We start from the raw sequence: 17140 nt of genomic DNA on the forward strand, positions 1-17140 counted from the left end.
CTCTACCTGCGGCGACCCGTCCCATCAAGCGCATAGAGCATGTAAACGCCGCCGAGACCCACAACTGCTCCCAGAATAGAGGTTCCCGAATAGCTTGTGACAAATGTGCCCAGGGCGAAAATCAGCGCACCCAGACCGGCACCAAGGAAGATATTGACGGCGATCAGCGAGCTTCCAAGCCCCGGCCGATCCGCGATCAGCTCCTGCAGATAGGTAATCGGGATACTGATGATGGCCGCCGCGCCCAGCGCGCTGATGACGGTTTGTGCGTAAATGTGCCATGGCGCGGAAGCGAGCCCCTGCAGGATGAGATAGATGGCATAAAGCACCGCTCCCGCCGCCAGCGTCAGCGTTTGCGGCACCTTTTTCTCGATCCAGCCCCACAGGAGAATGAAAACGATTTCCAGCGCCGCGACAATACCCGCCACGATACCGATATCCGCGACCGTGCCCTGCGCCTGACCCGTTATGATCAGCGAACGTATGGAATCATTGAGATGCAGCATCGAGCAGATCAGGGCTATGGCGATGATCCGCAGCAGCACCCGCCGCGACCCGATTTCAGCAAGCGAGGCGCGCAGGCCGAATCGCGCTTGCGTATTCACCGTTGCCGGCGTGGAGGCGCGCGGCAGGCAAAAGGCGACAAGCAGAAAGCAGATAAGCGCACAAATACCCGAGAAGAGGAAAGCCAGCAGCATATTGCCGGAATTCACCAGAAAAATACCGACGATGCCAGGCACCAGCACCCAGGACAGCGAGATCGTGGCCCGCATGATCGAATTCACGGCAATCATGTCACCCGTCGAAAGATTACGGGCATCGGCGCGCACATGTGCAAAGATCAGCGAATTCATCGCCCCGAAAATCGGCAGGAGGACCAGCTTCGCACTGATGAAAGCCATGGCGTTACCGACGAGATAAACCAGCAGGTAGCCGCTGACGCCGAAGAGCGCGATGAGCAGCATGGGCTTGCGATATTCGCCCAGCCTGTCGGCGACGATGCCCATCAGCACGCTGGCGCTGACATTGATGACGGCGGCAAACAGCATCAGCAGGGAATAGACGGTGTTGCTGAGCCCGATTTCGCGAATGCCGATAACCGCCTGATAGGGAGCGGTGGCTGCATTCGAAAACCCGAAAAACAGAATGGCGAGCGCCCCGATGCGGATCGACGGATTATTGATAACGATGGAAAGAGCCGACGGCATGGATATTCGCCTGAGATGATCCGGCATCACCGGATCGCTGGATAAAAGCTATCGAACCGCCGTCATCGCCAGCGGGCCGAAAGGATGGGTTTCGGGATATAGTCGAAATGAGGCTTCCATGGGTAAAAATCGCCTTCCCGGCGGCGATTGGGAAGATTTTCGATATCCTGATTGATAACCCCCTCCGTCAGCGCCATCAGATTGGGATTGGCGATCGGCGCCAACTCCGGCGAAAGATAACCGGATTTGACGACCAGCAGCCTCACAGCCTTCGGATCGAAGCCCAGACGGGTGAAATCCGAAATCATGTGATAGGGCCTGCGCCTTGCGGCCAGAATGACGATGATGCCGCCGATGCCGACCACCGCCTGCCGCTGATCCGCAGCACCGGGATCGTCCAGTTTCAGAACCTTGGCTTCCACCGTGACGGACGGGCTCTCCGGATCGAGGCTGCCGCCAATCTTCAGGGAAAGCGTCGCGTTCTCACCTGCCGCAAAACAGGCTTCGACGGCCGGCCTATCGGTGATGCCGCCCATCAAAGCGCCCTGCCAGTTGCGTTTAATCAGCGCCGCCAGAACATCGGCGCGATCGCCCACGCCGCCGCCGGTCGGATTGTCCCCCGAGTCTGCGAGAATGATCGGGCTGGTGGCCGTTTTTTCCGCAATATCCAGAATGGCCTCAAGCGGTTCGGTCACGGGGCCGAAACGGAAATCCTGCCGGGCATTCCAGTAGGATTGCGCGATCTCGGCGGCAACCGCCTGCGCGGCCTTCCGATCCGTTCCCGTCACGACAGCGCAGGCCGTCGCCCTTGGTTCATCGGCCCAGACATAGCCAATCATGAAATTCGCATCCCATATGCCCGGACGGGTATCGTGATCCGGCAGGACGGCATAGAGGCTTTTGGCCGGTTCATCTTCCGTGGAGGTCTTTTCACCCGGCAGCAGCACGGGGATTTTCGCCCAGGCCACACCGGGCTTCTCGCCCGTTTTCAGGGCCTTGATCAGCATCGTCCACGCCCGCACCATCGTCTCGCGCACATCGATATGCGGTGCAGTTCGGTAGCCGGCGAATATATCCAGCTGATCGACGATCGTCTGGCTGACATTGCCGTGCAGATCGTAGCTGGCGGAAATGATCACATCCGGCCCGACCACGGCGCGGGCGCTGGAAATCCAGTCGCCCTCCGCATCGTCCATGCCTTCGACATTCATCGCGCCGTGCATTGCGAGATAAAGTCCATCCAGCGGCAGTGAAGCGTTCAGACGCTCGAGAAATTCCTGCTTGAACGCGTCATAGGCCGCGCGCGATACCGGACCACCCGGCACCGCCCGCGCATGAAGCAACGGCAACACCTCCGCCCCGCCTTCGCCGAGGAAATTGAAGTACTCGGCTTCCGGTAACTCCGCGCCGCGGAAAACGCGAAAGTCTTCCTGGCGCATCAGCACCGGCGAATAGGTGCTGCATTCGGTATGAATACCACCAACGGCAATACGCATCTCGCCTGCCCCTCAATAAACCGGGTTCAAGGAGACGATGGCGGAAAAACGCAGCCAGTCCTTCTGCGCCTTCGGAGTCCACGCCGCCTCGGCAATGGCCGGCAGCCTCGGGAAAACCAGATGGTTGAAATAGGCGCGGTTGAGGAAATGCTCCGACCAGATGCAGGCCTGAACGCCTTTCATCCGCTCCTTCAATTCCTCCGGGAAGTCGCCGACTGCCTCATAGGCATAGGTGTGCGAAGGCGGAACGGTGCCCGCCCAGCTTGCACCGGGCTCCTGCCAGGCTTCATCCTGCACCATGTCGAGATAATAGGCCTGTCCCGGCGTCATCACCACGTCATAGCCTTGTTTTGCAAGCTCAAGGCCAACTTCCGGCTTCTGCCAGGCCATCAGCAATGTTCCAGCCGGATCGACGCCGCCGCCGTGCGAAACCTCGTCCCAGCCCGCAAGCTGGCGGCCGCGCTCATGCAGCATCCCCTGGATGCGCTTCATGAAATAGGACTGGATGCCGAAGGTGCCGTCGAGCCCTTCCTTTTCCATCAACGACTTGGCAAGCGGCGAGGCAAGCCAGGAACCATCCGCAACCTCGTCGCCACCGATGTGGATCAGCCGCGAGGGGAAAAGCTCCACCATCTCGTCGAATATCTTGCCGAGGAACTCATAGGTCGGCTCGATGGCGGGGTTGAGCGCATTGTTGGGATAGCCCTGCACCGAACGGTAGCTGTCCGGCGCTTCCTGCCCGTCTGTCAGATCCGGATAGGCGACGAGAGCCGCAGTGCTATGGCCGGGAATATCGACCTCCGGCACGATCTCGACGTTCAATGCGGCCGCATGCGCAACGACCTTGCGCACATCGTCCTGGCTGTAATAGCCGGAAACGGGCTCGGCCCCGTTGCCGAGCTGCGGCAGAAGCGGCGTATCCGGACCGCGGGTTGCGCCAACGGTTGTCAGCAGCGGATAGGCCTTGATTTCAAGCCGCCACGCCTCGTCATCCGTCAGATGCCAATGGAACCTGTTCATGCGCAGCCATGCGAGAATATCGATCAGCCGCACGACATCATCAGTCGGATAGAATTGCCGCGAAACATCCAGATGGCAACCGCGCCAGCTGTAACGCGGTGCATCGGTGATGGTGCCGGAGGCCGGGAAGCGGAACTTGGGATCGATCCGCGCGCCATGCAGCAATTGCGCCAGCACCGTCAGGCCATATTGCAGACCGGCAGCGGCCGAATATTCCACAACGACGGCTTCATCGGAGAAAGACAGGCGATAACCTTCCGCTTCCAGCCCGCTATGCTGTTTGAAACGAAGCGGTTTTCCCTCATGAACCGGCGCAAGGCTGAAAGGCACATGTCCCACGGCAAAAAGCCTGCGGAACAGCGAAAGCACGGTTTCCACCGCAAGTACTTCCTCAGCCTTCGCATTATCCGCCGGGTAAAGCGCGACGGGGAAGGTCTCGCCCGGCTCGGCATCGATTTCCGCTGGCCATGGCTGGATGGCGAAGGGTAGGTCGAGCTTCCCTTCAGGAAGCAGAACCGGCGCCGGCTCGCTGTGACGCCCGTCCAGCATCAAATCGCCGACAGCAACGGCGCGATGCGTACCGTCGGCAAGGCTGACATAGGCGGATTTCGCGCCATCCGTGCGATGGCGGGCTGGCCTCAGCAAGCCATCGACGGTGAAACGCCAGGATTTACCGGCCTCGAGCACGAAACCGGGCGGCGGCGCAAATTCATGGAAATTGGCATTGCGGCGCAGATAAACGGCATTGCCGCAAACCGGCTTGTCCACCGTCCGGGTGAGGGACGTGTAGACGATCCGGAAATCTTTCAGCGGCTCACGGGAGAGATTGAACAGGGTGAAGGTGAAACCACCCGATGCGGATTCTGCGAGCGGATGCCACGAATTTTCAAGACGATAATGTGCGAGCGCCATGATGCTCCCCTTTATTGCGCATTGCGCCCCCGAAAGGGCTTCGATCAGTAGTGTTCGGATTGCGAGAAAGTACGGGCAAGCGGCGCTTGCCCCGCCGTGAGCCCGCAGTCCACCGGCAGGCACACGCCGCTGATGGCGGCCGCCTGTGGACCGGCCAGAAAGGCCACGGCGTTGGCCACATCTTCGGGTCTCACGATGCGCTGCAGCGGATACCAGTGCTTCGCTTCCTCGAAGACCTGAGGATTGACCGCCGCCCGCGCCTCCCACGCCTGCGTGCGCACGGTGCCCGGCGCAACGGCATTGGAACGGATGCCGAATTTACCGTATTCGACGGCGATCAGCTTCGTCAGATGGATCAGCCCCGCCTTTGCCGCGCTATAGGCGGGATGGCCGAACACAGCCATGCCGTTGACGGAACTGATATTGACCACGGAACCCTGCGTTCGCTTCAGCGCCTCTTCGAAAGCCCTGAAGCAGAGAAACGGTGCTTCCAGATTGAGGGTATTGTCCTTGCGCCATATTTCGGCGGTCGTGTCGTGCAGGCTGACCGCCCTTGCAGCCCCTGCATTGTTGACGAGGGTCGCAACATCACCCAGCTCCGCGACCTCCGCAGCCAGCCTTGCAAGGTCCTGCGGATCGGTGACATCGCAGGTTTTCGAAACGAAGGCGGGACCGGAAAGCAGGGAAAGCGCATTGGAAAGGGCGTCGGGATCGATATCCACCAACACCACCTTCGCATGGCTTTCAGAAAGCGCCGCGGCAATTGCCCGGCCTATGTCACCTGCCGCCCCCGTTACGACGGCGACCCGGTCTTTCCTGTCCTGCATCTCATCCCACTCCTTCGAAGCTTTCCAATCAGTCTCGGAGCGGGTTCTTCAGGCAAACCGCTCACAATTTTCACTTTCCCGCCTTCAATCACCCAGCAATTGCCGGTCATCCGGATCGCGATGTTCCACGAGTTGCTGCTTGATGTGACGCAGGGTCACCATCGACCGTTGCCGGTGATGATAGGCAGCAAGGGTCGCCAGGATATCGACGGCGGCCAGATAGGCGTAACGTGATGAGGTCGGGCGGAAGATATTGTTTCCTTCAGGCACGTTGACGGCCACCACCATATCGGCGGCCATGGCAACGGGCGTGTCGCTCTGGGTAAGCGCGATGGTGGTGACCCCCATTTCCCGCGCCACCTTGAAGCATTTCACCAGTTCCATGTTGCGCCCGGAAAAGGAGGAGCCGATGATGACATCTTCTTTCCGCGCGGCAGCGGCCATCATCAGTTGCATGCTATGGTCGGCGCTGGTGGAAACGCGCAGGCCCAGGCGAAACAGCCGGTTCTGGATTTCCGACGCGATCATCGAGGAATTACCGCCGGCACCAAAGGCATAGATCATGCCGCTATTGGCGATCTTGATCGCCGCTTCGTCGGCAAGAGCGGGATCGAGCGTCTTGTGCAACAGGAAAAGTGCTTCCTGCGCTTTCGCAAGCACTTCCTCTGCCACATCCGACGGGCCGGTGCTTGTGGGTTCCGAGGTGAGATAACGGATGCCCACATAGGCGGTCTTGGCAAGGCTGACCTTGAAATCCGAAAAGCTCTGGCAGCCGAGACGCCGGCAGAAGCGCGTCACCGTTGGCGGCGAAACCTCGGCGCGAGCGGCAAGCTCGATGATAGAGGCATTGACGGCGAATTCGAAGTCCGAAACCAGAATCTCGGCGATGCGCCGCTCCGATTGCGAGAACTGCCCCTTGTCTTCCTGAATCCTTGCGAAAATATCCATGCTCACCGGTCTCCGTTCCGCCAAAACTTAAGGCTTGGCCCCGTTACCGATGCATCCTAATCCGAGACGCCCGTCAACCGTACACACCCATGAATCAACCATGCTTCGTCCCATTGACGACACGATGGACACCTTTGATTTGAAAATTATTTTCTCTGTTGATTGCGAGATGAGCATATGCCAACAATCTTCGCCAGAGAAATCTCCAAATCCTGAAAATAATTTCAACAATGGACCTGAATCATGCGCGATCCCTTCAAAAACCCCTTTCCCGAAACAGACGTCGCCCGCCATTCCATCTGGGAGATGCTGGTGACGCGGGACATCGACGCATTCCTCGCCGCCGACTGGTCGAAGGTCGCGGATGATTTCGTCGAAGAGGGCTTTCTCGGCATCAATGCCAACCGGGATGCAAACCCGGACAACTGGCGTCTGTCCTTCCCGTCGCTCGTGGCCTATCGCGACGAATGGCTGCGACAGGCGCAGGATTTCCAAACCCAGCAATTCGCCGAAGACCCACGGGGTGCGATCTTTACGACCACCACGCTGGAAGAAATCGAAGTGGAAGGTGAAACCGCGCTGGTTCGCAAGAAGTTCGATGGCGGGCTTCGCAAGGCCGATGGCAGCTTCGACGTCATGAAATGGCAGACGCTCTATTATTGCCGGCTGCATGAGGGCCGCTGGAAAATCAGCGGTTTTACCGGCTACATGCCCAACCCGATGCCTTGATCCAAGGCTTCTGCGAGAGATATTCGAGCGCCGGGCCGAAAGCCCGGCGTTATTTTTTCGTCCGGAGAAGGCGGAGGAAAACCGCCGAAAAGGGATCGCGTCAGGAAAAACCGGGCATGGGGAAACAGATTTCATGGCCCGGTTCCTGCCCTTTATTGTATCAGCTTGAGGACTGAGAGGTCGACGCGCCGTTCCAGCGCGATACCGCTCTCATCAAACAGATGGCAATCCGACGCCTTGATGCCGGTGACAATAGGTTCATCAACGACAACCGGGGCGGAACCGGAAAGAAGCGCGCAATAGTTCTCGCCCGTCGGAGCAACACCGTAAGCGATGGTATTGACCCCCAGCCGCTCAATGACGCTGGGCGCGATCTTGATATTCAGGTCGGCCGTTTCAAGACCTGTATGTTCCGGACGAATGCCAAGCGTCAGCTGCGCGCCTTCGAGACCGGGGCGAGGTTCCACCGGCACGGTGATCGTCTGGCCCTCATATTCCACGGTCACGCCATCGGCGCTGGCGGATTTGCAGGTGACCTTCAGGAAGTTCATTTTCGGGTTGCCGATAAAACCGGCGACGAAAAGGTTCGCCGGCTTATGATAAAGCTCCAGCGGCGCACCGACCTGGGCGATTTCACCGGCATTCAGCACAACGATGCGGTCGGCCATGGTCATGGCTTCCACCTGATCGTGCGTGACGTAGATCATCGTCGCCTGCAGCGTCCGGTGAAGATTGGTAAGCTCGATGCGCATGTCGGCGCGAAGTGCCGCATCGAGGTTGGAAAGCGGCTCGTCAAACAGGAAGATCTTCGGTTCGCGAACGATAGCGCGACCGATCGCCACGCGCTGGCGCTGGCCACCGGACAACATGCCGGGGCGCTGCTGCAGGCGCTGGTCGAGTTGCAGGATCTTGGCAACCCCCTCAACCTTTTCCTTGATCTTGCTCTCTTCCATCTTTTCGACGCGGAGGGGAAAAGCAATGTTTTCGAAAACTGTCATATGCGGGTAGAGCGCATAGGACTGGAACACCATGGCAATGCCGCGTTTTACCGGCGGCAATTCATTGACCTTGACGCCGTTGATGACGACGTCGCCGGCGGTAATATCCTCAAGGCCGGCGATCATGCGCAGCAATGTGGATTTTCCGCATCCCGAGGGGCCGACAAAAACGACGAACTCGCCATCCCTGATGTCGAGCTGAACGCCCTTGATGACTTCGAAATGTCCATAGTTCTTGCGGACGTTGTTGAGATAAAGCTGACCCAAAACTTGCCTCTCCCGTCACCAGCCGACATCAGGCTGCGTTCAGAGACGTTCCGCAACACGGGAGAAAACCGCGCCTTACCGGAACCGTTGAAAAACACGAGAAGCCCCTTCCGTCACAGCGGCTGGCATTCTCGCGGCGAATTCATGAGGTTGCGGGCGACCTGCGCCCGCAACCGTCGCATTGTGGATTATTTATACTGCTCGAGAGCGGCGGAGGCCTTCTTCGCGGCATCCTCCGGCGTAGCCTTGCCGGTAACGACAGACTGTACCATCTCGATCATCGTGTCCTGGAAGCCCTTGTAGTCGGTGAAGAGCGGCTCGGGACCACCATAGGCGATACCGTCGATCAGCGGCTTCCAGAAGGGGTCCTTGGCGATGAATTCATCAACCTTCGGCGACGGACGAAGCGGGGTGAGGCCAGCGCCGCCCTGCAACTCGTATTCGCCCTGCGGGCCGGGCGAAGTGATGAACTTGGCGAATTCGGTCGCCTTTTCTTCCACGCCCGTTCCCTTGAAGATCGCGAGGCTGTCGGTGATGAGCAGCGTGCCGGGACCCTTGGCTTCGGGGCCGAGCGGCAGGGTCGCGATGCCCCAGTTGATCTTGGTTTCCTGCAGGCGGGTTGCAGCACCCGAGCCGGCCTGGATCATGCCAACCTTGCCATCGAGGAAGATGGCGCGGATTTCGTTCTGCTCATAGGCGGTCGGACCTTCGACGGAATAGGGCGTGATGTCCTTGTAGGCCGTAAGGGCTGCAACAACCTGCGGGCTGTCGACAGTGATCTTGTCGCCATCGATAACCTTGCCGTTATTGGTGTAAACCCAGTGCATGAACTGGTGCATGGTGTTGTCGAAGGTCTTGGCGGGAAGACCGTAACCGGCGATGCCGGTCTTTTCCTTGATCTGCTTGGCGAAGGCAATTTCTTCCGCCCAGGTCTTCGGCGGTGTTTCCGGGTCGAGGCCGGCCTGCTTGAAGAGGTCCTTGTTCCAGTAGAGCGCCTTGGTCGAGAAAGCGACCGGCACGCCCCACTGCGTATCCTCGAAGGTGACCGTGTCGACGATGTTGGGGTAATAGGTCTTCTTTTCGTCTTCCGTCATCGGCACCGGAACGATGAGATCGTTCTGCGCGAACTGCTTCAGCGTGCGCGAACCGACATAGGCCATGGCGACCGGGGTGCCGGCAGCAGCGAGAGTGGTTGCCTTGTCCTGGCACTGAGCCCAGCCGACGACTTCAGGCACGACTTTCCAGCCTGCATTCTTGCCTTCCCATTCCTTGATATACTTCTCATGGATGGGGTCCATCTTGTCGCCGCAATAGATCCAGCTGATCTCCTTGTCGGCGGCATGCGCCGTCACCGTGCCAAGGGCAGTGGAACCGGCAAATGCGAAAGCGCAAAGCGCCAATCCGTAATGTTTCAGTGCCATAGGTAGTCTCCCATTTTCTGGTGGTCGTTCCGATTGTTGATTATTTCACCGCGCCGGCGGTCAGACCGCTGACGAGATATCGTTGCATGAAGAAGATGACGACCATGGCCGGGGCAATGCCGACGAAGCTGGCTGCCATCAACTCATTCCAGATGACTTCCTGACGACCGAAATAAGCGAACAGACCAATGGGCAGCGGCATATATTCGGTCTTGGAATTGAAGGTGAGCGCGAAGATGAACTGCTGGGCATAAGCGCCGATGAAGGTGGTGATGGAGACGACCGCGATGCCGGGCATCGCAAGCGGCAGGATCACCCGGCGGAAGGTATAGAAATAGCTCGCGCCGTCCACATAGGCCGCTTCCTCCAGCTCACGTGGAATACGCAGCATGTAGGTCCGCAAGAGCCAGATGGCGGTGGGGATCAGGAAGGCGGCGCCGGGAATGATCATCGCCAGATAGGTGTTCAGCACGCCCATATTGCGCATCAGCCGGTAAAGCGGGATCAGAAGGACCGCGCCGGAAAACATGTTGATCGCCAGAAACGCGCCGAGCAATTGCCCGCGACCGCGAAACTGGAACCGGGCGAAAGCATAGGAGGCCGGTACCACCAGAAGCAGAACGATGATCGTCGAGATCGTCGAAATGAAGAAGGAGTTGAAGACGTAGCGGGCAAAGCCGGGAACGCTGACCCACATGGTCCTATAGGCCTCGAAGGAACCGTTCTCCGGCCAGAATTTATACGGCGAGGAAAACAGCAGGCTGAGCGGTTTCAGCGAAACCAGAAATCCTTCCACGAAAGGCGCCAGGACGAAGGTCAGGAACACGGCGATGCCGCAATAGATCCCGACCATTTCATACCACCTGTAGCGGTTGATCATCGCATTCTTGTCGGTCATCGGCTGGCCTCCTGCGAGATACGGCTGGTGATGCGGAAGTAGAAATAGGTGAAGATCGACAGGAAGATGCAGATCAGCACGGCGCGGGCGGCACCCTCACCGTATTTGTAAGAACCGATCGCCGTCTTGTATGTGTCGATGATCATGGTCGTCGTCTGGCCGGTCGGACCGCCCTGCGTCAGGATCCAGATGATGTCGAAGGAATTGAAGGTCGAAATCAGCGAGATCATCGACATGGTGATCATGGCGGGCAGCATCAGCGGCAGCGTGATGCGGCGGAAGCGGTAGGCGCGGCTTGCCCCATCCGTCCAGGCCGCCTCATAGAGGTCCTGCGGAATGGCCTGGATTGCCGCCAGCAGATAGAGCGTCACCATCGGCACGCCGATCCACACGTCGGTAATGATGGTCGCCCAGAAGGCCGTGTTGCCATAGGCGAGGAAAGCGACGGGTCCATTCACGAGACCCAGGTTCTGAAGAACACCGGAAATCATGCCGAACTGGCCGTTATACATCCAGCCCCACATGAAGATGCCGATGGCCATCGGCACGATCCATGGCGGCATGGTCAGGATGCGAAACAGCGCACGGCCGGGAACGGCGGAATTCAGAAGCACCGCGCCAAATGTGCCGATGATCATCTTTATCGAGACGGAAAAGAACGTCCAGATAAAGGTCCGCGTGATGACATCGGCAAAAGTCGCGTTGAAGATCTTGTCGTAGTTGATGAAGCCTACCCAATTCGTCGTTTTTCTGAGCGACGCATCGGTAAAGGACAGGATGAAGGTATCGACGAGCGGATAAGCAACGATAACCGTGATGTAGAGAAGTGCCGGCAAAAGAAGAAGCCAGGCAAAGACGACCGCGCTGCGTTTCGCATCCATCGCCGCGCCCCCTTAAGCCGATTTCGCCGCAGGCGTCTTCGGCTGCCCGTGGAGCGCCAGATCGTATTCCTCCCACACCGGCTTGAGATCCACCACCTTGCGGCCGTGGCGCGCCTCATCCATGGCAAGCGCCAGAATGCCGGCCTCGATGGCATCAAGTGCGGAAACCGGCAGTGGCGTGCCCTTGACGATATGATCGATCACGTCCTCGGCCATCTGTTCGTCAGCACCATAATGCTGGGAGAGCACGGTCGCCGCCGAATAGGTCTTGGCGACCGTCTTTTCGTTGGTCCGGGCATTGTGCACGTTCAGGAAACCGCGCACGAAATCGCCCTCCGCCATGCCTTTGGCGCCAATGACGCAGAAACGGCGGAAATCGTCGGGAACGTTGAGATTGGTATGGAAGGCAAGCGACGCGCCGTTCTCATATTCGACGATCGCCGTCTGGTAATCGATGATGTCGCCGTCGCTGTCGAAGACCTTTTCCGAGCCCATCCAGCCGCTCGGCTTGCGATGGTAGACCTCCATGTCGTTGATGCCGTCATTCTGTGGGGCATTCGCAGGCGTGAAGCTCTTGCGCCCGCCGAAACTCGACACAAAACGCGGCCGCGCACCGACAACACCATTATAGAGATCGAGGTCGTGGCAGCATTTTTCCAGCATGAAAGAGCCGGAATAATTTTCGTAACGCCGCCAGTCGCGCATGAAGAACGCGCCATGATAGGGCGGGATATGTTCCGAAGCCTCGATGGAAACGACATCGCCCAGCTTGCCTTCGGCCTGCGCGGCGCGCAGATCGCGGTAAAGCGGCGAATAACGCAGGACCAGACCCACCAGCAGCCGCTCATGACCATGCTTGTTGAGCAGCCGGGCGAGCTCGAGGCTTTCCTCGATGCTGACGACGATGGGCTTTTCGGAGAAGATGGTGCAACCGGCTTCAAGCCCGATGCGGATATGATCAAGATGCATATGGTTCGGCGAGCCGATCATCAAGAGGTCGAATTTCTCGCCGGCGATCAGCGCCTCGGGGCTGTCATAGGCCTTGCCGGCCGAAATGCCTTTTTCCTTGAGACCCGGAAGACCAGCCGGCGCGGGATCGACGTAACCGACGATCTCGAAGTCCTTGTCAATCTCATGAAAAACGTAGCCCAGATAACCGAGACGGAATCCGAGTCCGATAATTCCCACCTTCATGAACTTTGTTCCCTGTTCATTCGTAATTCATTTTCGCAGAAGTAACCATTTCTGTGCTGGCTATTCACATATCTGCGATAATTTCCTGCCACGATGAAATTAATTTTCACAACGGTCAAGCTAAATTCGATTTCGCCAACCCTGCGGAGGACCGGAGATCGACTTTCCCGTCGGAGCGCAAGCGAAACAGACCGCTGCAGCCACCAACGCAAAAAAACAATACCAAAAAAATGCCAATCGTCTAGAGCAATTCCTGCAGTGGGAAATTTTTTTTGGTTAATGCGAAAATATCAAGCACATAGCCCGATTATTCAGCAAAAACTCGAAAAAAACACCGATTTATCGTACAAATACGCTAATGGTTCTATTTTGGTATTGCCGATTGCGATGCTTATGGTATAGCCAAAATTCGCCACATCGATTGTGACAGAGGTTATGCATGAACGGCGCAGCGCTTAATCTGGACGACCTGCAATCGGGGGGCGGTGGCCCGCTTTACCTGAAACTGCGTCAGACGATTGAAGATGCCATCAATGCCGGCCGCCTGAAACATGGCGACGCCTTGCCGCCCGAGCGCGATATTGCCGAAAGCGCCTGCGTCAGCCGTGTCACGGTGCGCAAGGCGGTGGACGATCTCGTCCGTGATGGGCTTCTGGTGCGCAGGCACGGTTCGGGCACCTTTGTCGTCAAGCCCATCACCCGCATGCAGCAGCCCTTGACCAAGCTGACCTCGTTTACCGAGGACATGCGCCGCCGCGGCATGGCCGCAAGCACGCGCTGGCTGGACAGGGGCCTGTTTTATCCGACAGGTGACGAGATGATGGCTCTCGGCCTGTCCCAATCCGCCATGGTTGCACGGTTGACGCGACTGCGCCTTGCCAACGACCAGCCGATCGCGCTCGAAGTCACCAGCCTGCCGGGCGATATTCTGCCTGACCCGCAACTGGTGGAAAACTCGCTTTATCTGGAGCTTGAGAAAAACGGCATTCGCCCGGTCCGCGCCATCCAGCGCATCTCCGCCCGCAACCTGACGGACGAGGAAACCCTGCTGCTTGGCGTTCCGCCGGGCTCGGCTGCACTTTCCGTGCAGCGCATGGCATATCTGGAAAGCGGACGCCTCATGGAAATATCCCGCGCCCTTTATCGCAGCGACGCCTATGACCTCGTCGCCGAACTGACGATGACCTCCGACTGAAACAAATCGACCAAGGACAGAAAACGATGACAACCCTGATGCGCCAGGAAATCAACGAGATTCCCGATGCCGTCGCCCGTCTGCTGGACAATGCGAAAAATGATTTCCACGAGGCCGGCAGCCAGCTGAAGGCCCGCGATCCCGCCGTTATCGTCACGATTGCGCGCGGCTCTTCCGACCACGCTGCACATTTTCTGAAATATGCGATCGAATTGCAGACCGGCCTTCCGGTGGCCTCTCTCGGACCGTCGCTCGCTTCCATCTACCAGACGAAACTGCGGCTGGAGCGGGCGGCGGCCTTCGCCGTGTCGCAATCGGGTAAAAGCCCTGACATCGTTGCCCTGGCACAAAGCGCCCGCAAGGGCGGCGCGCTCACCTTTTCTCTCGTCAACACCCTGCCCTCTCCGCTTGGCGATGCGGCCAATCAGGCGATCGATATCCAGGCAGGACCGGAAAAAGCCGTTGCCGCAACCAAATCCTTCGTCAATTCCATTGTCGCGGGCCTTGCGATCCTTGCCGAATGGACGGAAGACACCCTGCTGGCCAAGGCCGTCAGCGCCCTGCCGCAGAACTTCGCGAGAGCCATTGCGCTTGACTGGAGCCAGATCGCTGAGGCGGTGAAGGGCGAGGAATCGCTTTATATGCTGGGTCGCGGTCCCGCCCTTGCGATTGCCGCAGAAGCCGCGTTGAAGTGCAAGGAAACCTGCGAGCTGCATGCGGAAGCCTATTCTTCGGCGGAAGTCATGCACGGCCCGGTCTCGCTGGTTGCGCCGAAGTTTCCGGTCATTGCCTTTGCTGCGCGCGACCGCGCCGAAACCTCCGTCACGGATATTGCCGCAAATCTCGCTCAGAAAGGCGCGAATGTTTTCGTCACTTCCGCCAAGGGCAGCCCGGCCAAGCCCCTGCCCTTCGTGGAAACCAATCATCCGCTGACCGATGCCTTGCTGCTGATCGCACCGTTTTATGGCTTCATCGAGCAATTGTCGCGTGCAAGAGGCTTCAACCCGGATGCGCCCGTGGCATTGAAGAAGGTCACGGAAACCCAATGAGCGGCATCAAGGCATTTATCGGCGCGCGCATTTTCGATGGCGTCGTGTGGCACGATGACAAGGTGCTTCTGACCCGCGACGGGCATGTTGCCGCAATTTCGGACAGCGTACCCGCCGACGCCGAGACGATCGATGTGAATGGGCTGCTGATCGCGCCGGGCTTCATCGACCTCCAGGTCAATGGCGGCGGCGGGGTCATGTTCAACAACCAGCCGGATGTGGCAGGCATTGCCCGCATCTGTTCCGCTCATGCGCAATTCGGCACCACGGCGCTGATGGTCACGCTCATCACCGACCGGCCGGACGTGACCTCCAAGGCGGCGCAGGCGGGCATTGCCGCCGGCAAGGCGCAGGTGCCCGGTTTCCTCGGTCTGCATTTCGAAGGGCCGCATCTTTCCGTTGCGCGCAAGGGCACGCATGATCCGGCGCTGATCCGCAAGATGGAGACGGCCGATCTTGCAGTTCTGACCGGCTGCAAGGCGCAACTTCCCTTCGTGCTGACAACCATTGCCCCCGAAAACGTGACAGTCGAACAGGTTAAGGCCCTCAGGGACACCGGCATCATCGTCAGCCTCGGCCACACCGACACGGGCCTCGATGTGGCGACTGCCTATGCTGAAGCCGGCGCATCCATGGTGACCCATCTCTTCAACGCCATGAGCCCGCTTGGCCACCGCGAACCGGGGCTGGTCGGAGCCGCACTTTCGAACGGCAAATTGCATTGCGGGCTGATCGCCGATGGTTTTCATGTCGACCCTGCTGCAATCGGCATTGCACTTCGTGCCAAGAATGGCCCGGCCCGTATTTTCCTCGTCACCGATGCCATGTCCACTATCGGGACCGATGATGACGGTTTCGAGCTGAATGGCCGGCGCGTCTATCGCAACGGCGGACGGCTGACACTGGCCGACGGCACGCTGGCAGGCGCGGATATCGACATGCTCTCCTGCATCCGCTTCATGCATGAGAAGATGGAAACACCGCTGGAAGAAGCCCTGCGAATGGCATCCGCCTACCCGGCGGAGGCAATCGGCGCGTCAGCCAAGGGAAAACTCCTGCCCGGTTTCGATGCTGATTTCGTCATGCTGACACCAGACCTCCAGATGCATTCCACATGGATATCAGGAGAAAAAATCTATGATGCCAAGCGTTCCGGAGTGTGAACAATGATTGTTTGTTTCGATATTGGCGGAACGACCATCAAGGGCGCAATTGCCCATGCCCCGGACGATATTCGCCCCGTTCCGCGCATACCGACACCGAAAACCAGTTTTGAAGACTTCGCCGCCGGCCTGAAATCCGTCATCGACGAGAGCGGCGGCACACCCGGCTGCGTCTCGCTGTCGATTGCTGGCGTCATCGATCCGGAAACGGGCAAGGCCACCGTTGCCAATATTCCCAGTATTCACCGTACAGTATTGAAGGACGAACTCGAAAAGGCGCTCAACCTTCCCGTCATCGTTTCGAACGACGCGGATTGCTTCGTGATCGCCGAATCGGAGATCGGCTCCGGACAGGGTCATCGCGTCGTCTTCGGCGTCATCCTCGGAACGGGTGTCGGCGGCGGGCTGGTGATCGACGGTAAGCTCATCAATAGCGATGGTGGTTTTGCCGGTGAATGGGGCCACGGCCCGGTGGCCGCGACATTGGCGGGCAACCCGCCGGTCTCGCTGCCGCGCTTCGAATGCGGTTGCGGCCTTACCGGCTGCGTCGACGCGATCGGCAGCGCCCGCGGCATGGAAAAGCTGCATCTGCATCTTCACCGGCAGGATTTGACCAGTGAGGATATTATTGCCGCATGGCAGGCGGGCGACGCACAATCCGCCAGAACCATCGATGTTCTCATCGATATTCTCGCTTCACCGCTGGCAATGGTGATCAATGTCACCGGCGCGACCATCGTCCCGGTCGGCGGCGGGCTTTCGAATTCCAGGGAACTTGTGGGCGCTCTGGACGAGGCCGTCAGGAGCCGCATTCTGAGGCGCTTCAACCGACCGCTCGTCGTGCCCGCCATTTGCCGGATCGAGCCGGGTCTGATCGGTTCGGCTGTTATCGGGCTGAAATATGCGAAGGAAATCGGGAACGCGGCTTAAGCCG

The 17140-nt window shown here is 58.9% G+C and carries 15 protein-coding genes; 5 read left to right on the forward strand and 10 right to left on the reverse strand.

The annotated features are described in order from the left end of the window. Nucleotides 1–2: 2 nt before the first annotated feature. The 5 genes from JZY08_RS12385 to JZY08_RS12405 form a co-directional block, all read right to left on the reverse strand. On the reverse strand, nucleotides 3–1208 hold the full coding sequence (locus JZY08_RS12385) for an MFS transporter (RefSeq protein WP_216330318.1): 1206 nt from the start codon (nucleotides 1206–1208) through the stop codon (nucleotides 3–5). Between the two features lie 62 nt (nucleotides 1209–1270). Continuing rightward, complete coding sequence (locus JZY08_RS12390; RefSeq protein WP_216330319.1) at nucleotides 1271–2704, reverse strand: M81 family metallopeptidase; 1434 nt, start codon at nucleotides 2702–2704, stop codon at nucleotides 1271–1273. A gap of 12 nt (nucleotides 2705–2716) precedes the next feature. Then, a complete protein-coding gene (locus JZY08_RS12395; protein ID WP_216330320.1) occupies nucleotides 2717–4636 on the reverse strand; it encodes a beta-N-acetylhexosaminidase in 1920 nt (639 codons plus the stop codon). Between the two features lie 44 nt (nucleotides 4637–4680). After that, nucleotides 4681–5463, reverse strand: coding sequence for an SDR family oxidoreductase (locus JZY08_RS12400; RefSeq protein WP_082182990.1), 783 nt, complete (start codon nucleotides 5461–5463; stop codon nucleotides 4681–4683). A gap of 84 nt (nucleotides 5464–5547) precedes the next feature. Beyond that, nucleotides 5548–6411 (reverse strand): MurR/RpiR family transcriptional regulator, encoded by an 864-nt coding sequence (locus JZY08_RS12405; protein ID WP_082182992.1) that lies wholly within the window; start codon nucleotides 6409–6411, stop codon nucleotides 5548–5550. A 243-nt stretch (nucleotides 6412–6654) separates the two neighbouring features. Here JZY08_RS12405 and JZY08_RS12410 point away from each other — a divergent pair, with 243 nt between their 5' ends. Further along, nucleotides 6655–7140 (forward strand): hypothetical protein, encoded by a 486-nt coding sequence (locus JZY08_RS12410; protein WP_137038288.1) that lies wholly within the window; start codon nucleotides 6655–6657, stop codon nucleotides 7138–7140. Between the two features lie 152 nt (nucleotides 7141–7292). Here JZY08_RS12410 and JZY08_RS12415 read toward each other — a convergent pair whose 3' ends face one another. From JZY08_RS12415 to JZY08_RS12435, 5 genes are all read right to left on the reverse strand, one after another. Further along, a complete protein-coding gene (locus JZY08_RS12415) occupies nucleotides 7293–8405 on the reverse strand; it encodes an ABC transporter ATP-binding protein (RefSeq protein WP_082182997.1) in 1113 nt (370 codons plus the stop codon). Between the two features lie 188 nt (nucleotides 8406–8593). Next, nucleotides 8594–9826, reverse strand: coding sequence for an ABC transporter substrate-binding protein (locus tag JZY08_RS12420; RefSeq protein ID WP_216330321.1), 1233 nt, complete (start codon nucleotides 9824–9826; stop codon nucleotides 8594–8596). 40 nt (nucleotides 9827–9866) lie between these two features. Continuing rightward, nucleotides 9867–10724: a carbohydrate ABC transporter permease gene (locus JZY08_RS12425; protein ID WP_003492317.1), complete on the reverse strand. Its 858-nt coding sequence runs from the start codon at nucleotides 10722–10724 to the stop codon at nucleotides 9867–9869. Continuing rightward, entirely contained in the window at nucleotides 10721–11605 is an 885-nt protein-coding gene (locus JZY08_RS12430) for a carbohydrate ABC transporter permease (RefSeq protein WP_003492321.1), read from the reverse strand. Before JZY08_RS12430 ends, JZY08_RS12425 begins: the two co-directional genes overlap by 4 nt. A 12-nt stretch (nucleotides 11606–11617) precedes the next feature. Next, nucleotides 11618–12799: a Gfo/Idh/MocA family protein gene (locus tag JZY08_RS12435; protein WP_216330322.1), complete on the reverse strand. Its 1182-nt coding sequence runs from the start codon at nucleotides 12797–12799 to the stop codon at nucleotides 11618–11620. A 439-nt stretch (nucleotides 12800–13238) separates the two neighbouring features. Between JZY08_RS12435 and JZY08_RS12440 the strand changes: the two genes are divergently transcribed. The 4 genes from JZY08_RS12440 to JZY08_RS12455 are packed head-to-tail and all read left to right on the forward strand — an operon-like array spanning nucleotide 13239 to nucleotide 17136. Then, the gene (locus JZY08_RS12440; protein WP_082183006.1) at nucleotides 13239–13994 is read left to right on the forward strand and encodes a GntR family transcriptional regulator; all 756 of its coding nucleotides are present in this window, start codon (nucleotides 13239–13241) and stop codon (nucleotides 13992–13994) included. 26 nt (nucleotides 13995–14020) lie between these two features. Continuing rightward, nucleotides 14021–15043, forward strand: coding sequence for an SIS domain-containing protein (locus JZY08_RS12445; protein WP_216330323.1), 1023 nt, complete (start codon nucleotides 14021–14023; stop codon nucleotides 15041–15043). Next, a complete protein-coding gene (nagA, locus tag JZY08_RS12450) occupies nucleotides 15040–16206 on the forward strand; it encodes an N-acetylglucosamine-6-phosphate deacetylase (protein WP_216330324.1) in 1167 nt (388 codons plus the stop codon). Before JZY08_RS12445 ends, nagA begins: the two co-directional genes overlap by 4 nt. A 3-nt stretch (nucleotides 16207–16209) precedes the next feature. Further along, nucleotides 16210–17136, forward strand: coding sequence for an ROK family protein (locus JZY08_RS12455; RefSeq protein WP_216330325.1), 927 nt, complete (start codon nucleotides 16210–16212; stop codon nucleotides 17134–17136). Nucleotides 17137–17140 lie beyond the last annotated feature (4 nt).

The sequence above is a fragment of the Rhizobium sp. X9 genome (assembly GCF_018873185.1).
Lineage (GTDB): Bacteria > Pseudomonadota > Alphaproteobacteria > Rhizobiales > Rhizobiaceae > Agrobacterium > Agrobacterium oryzihabitans.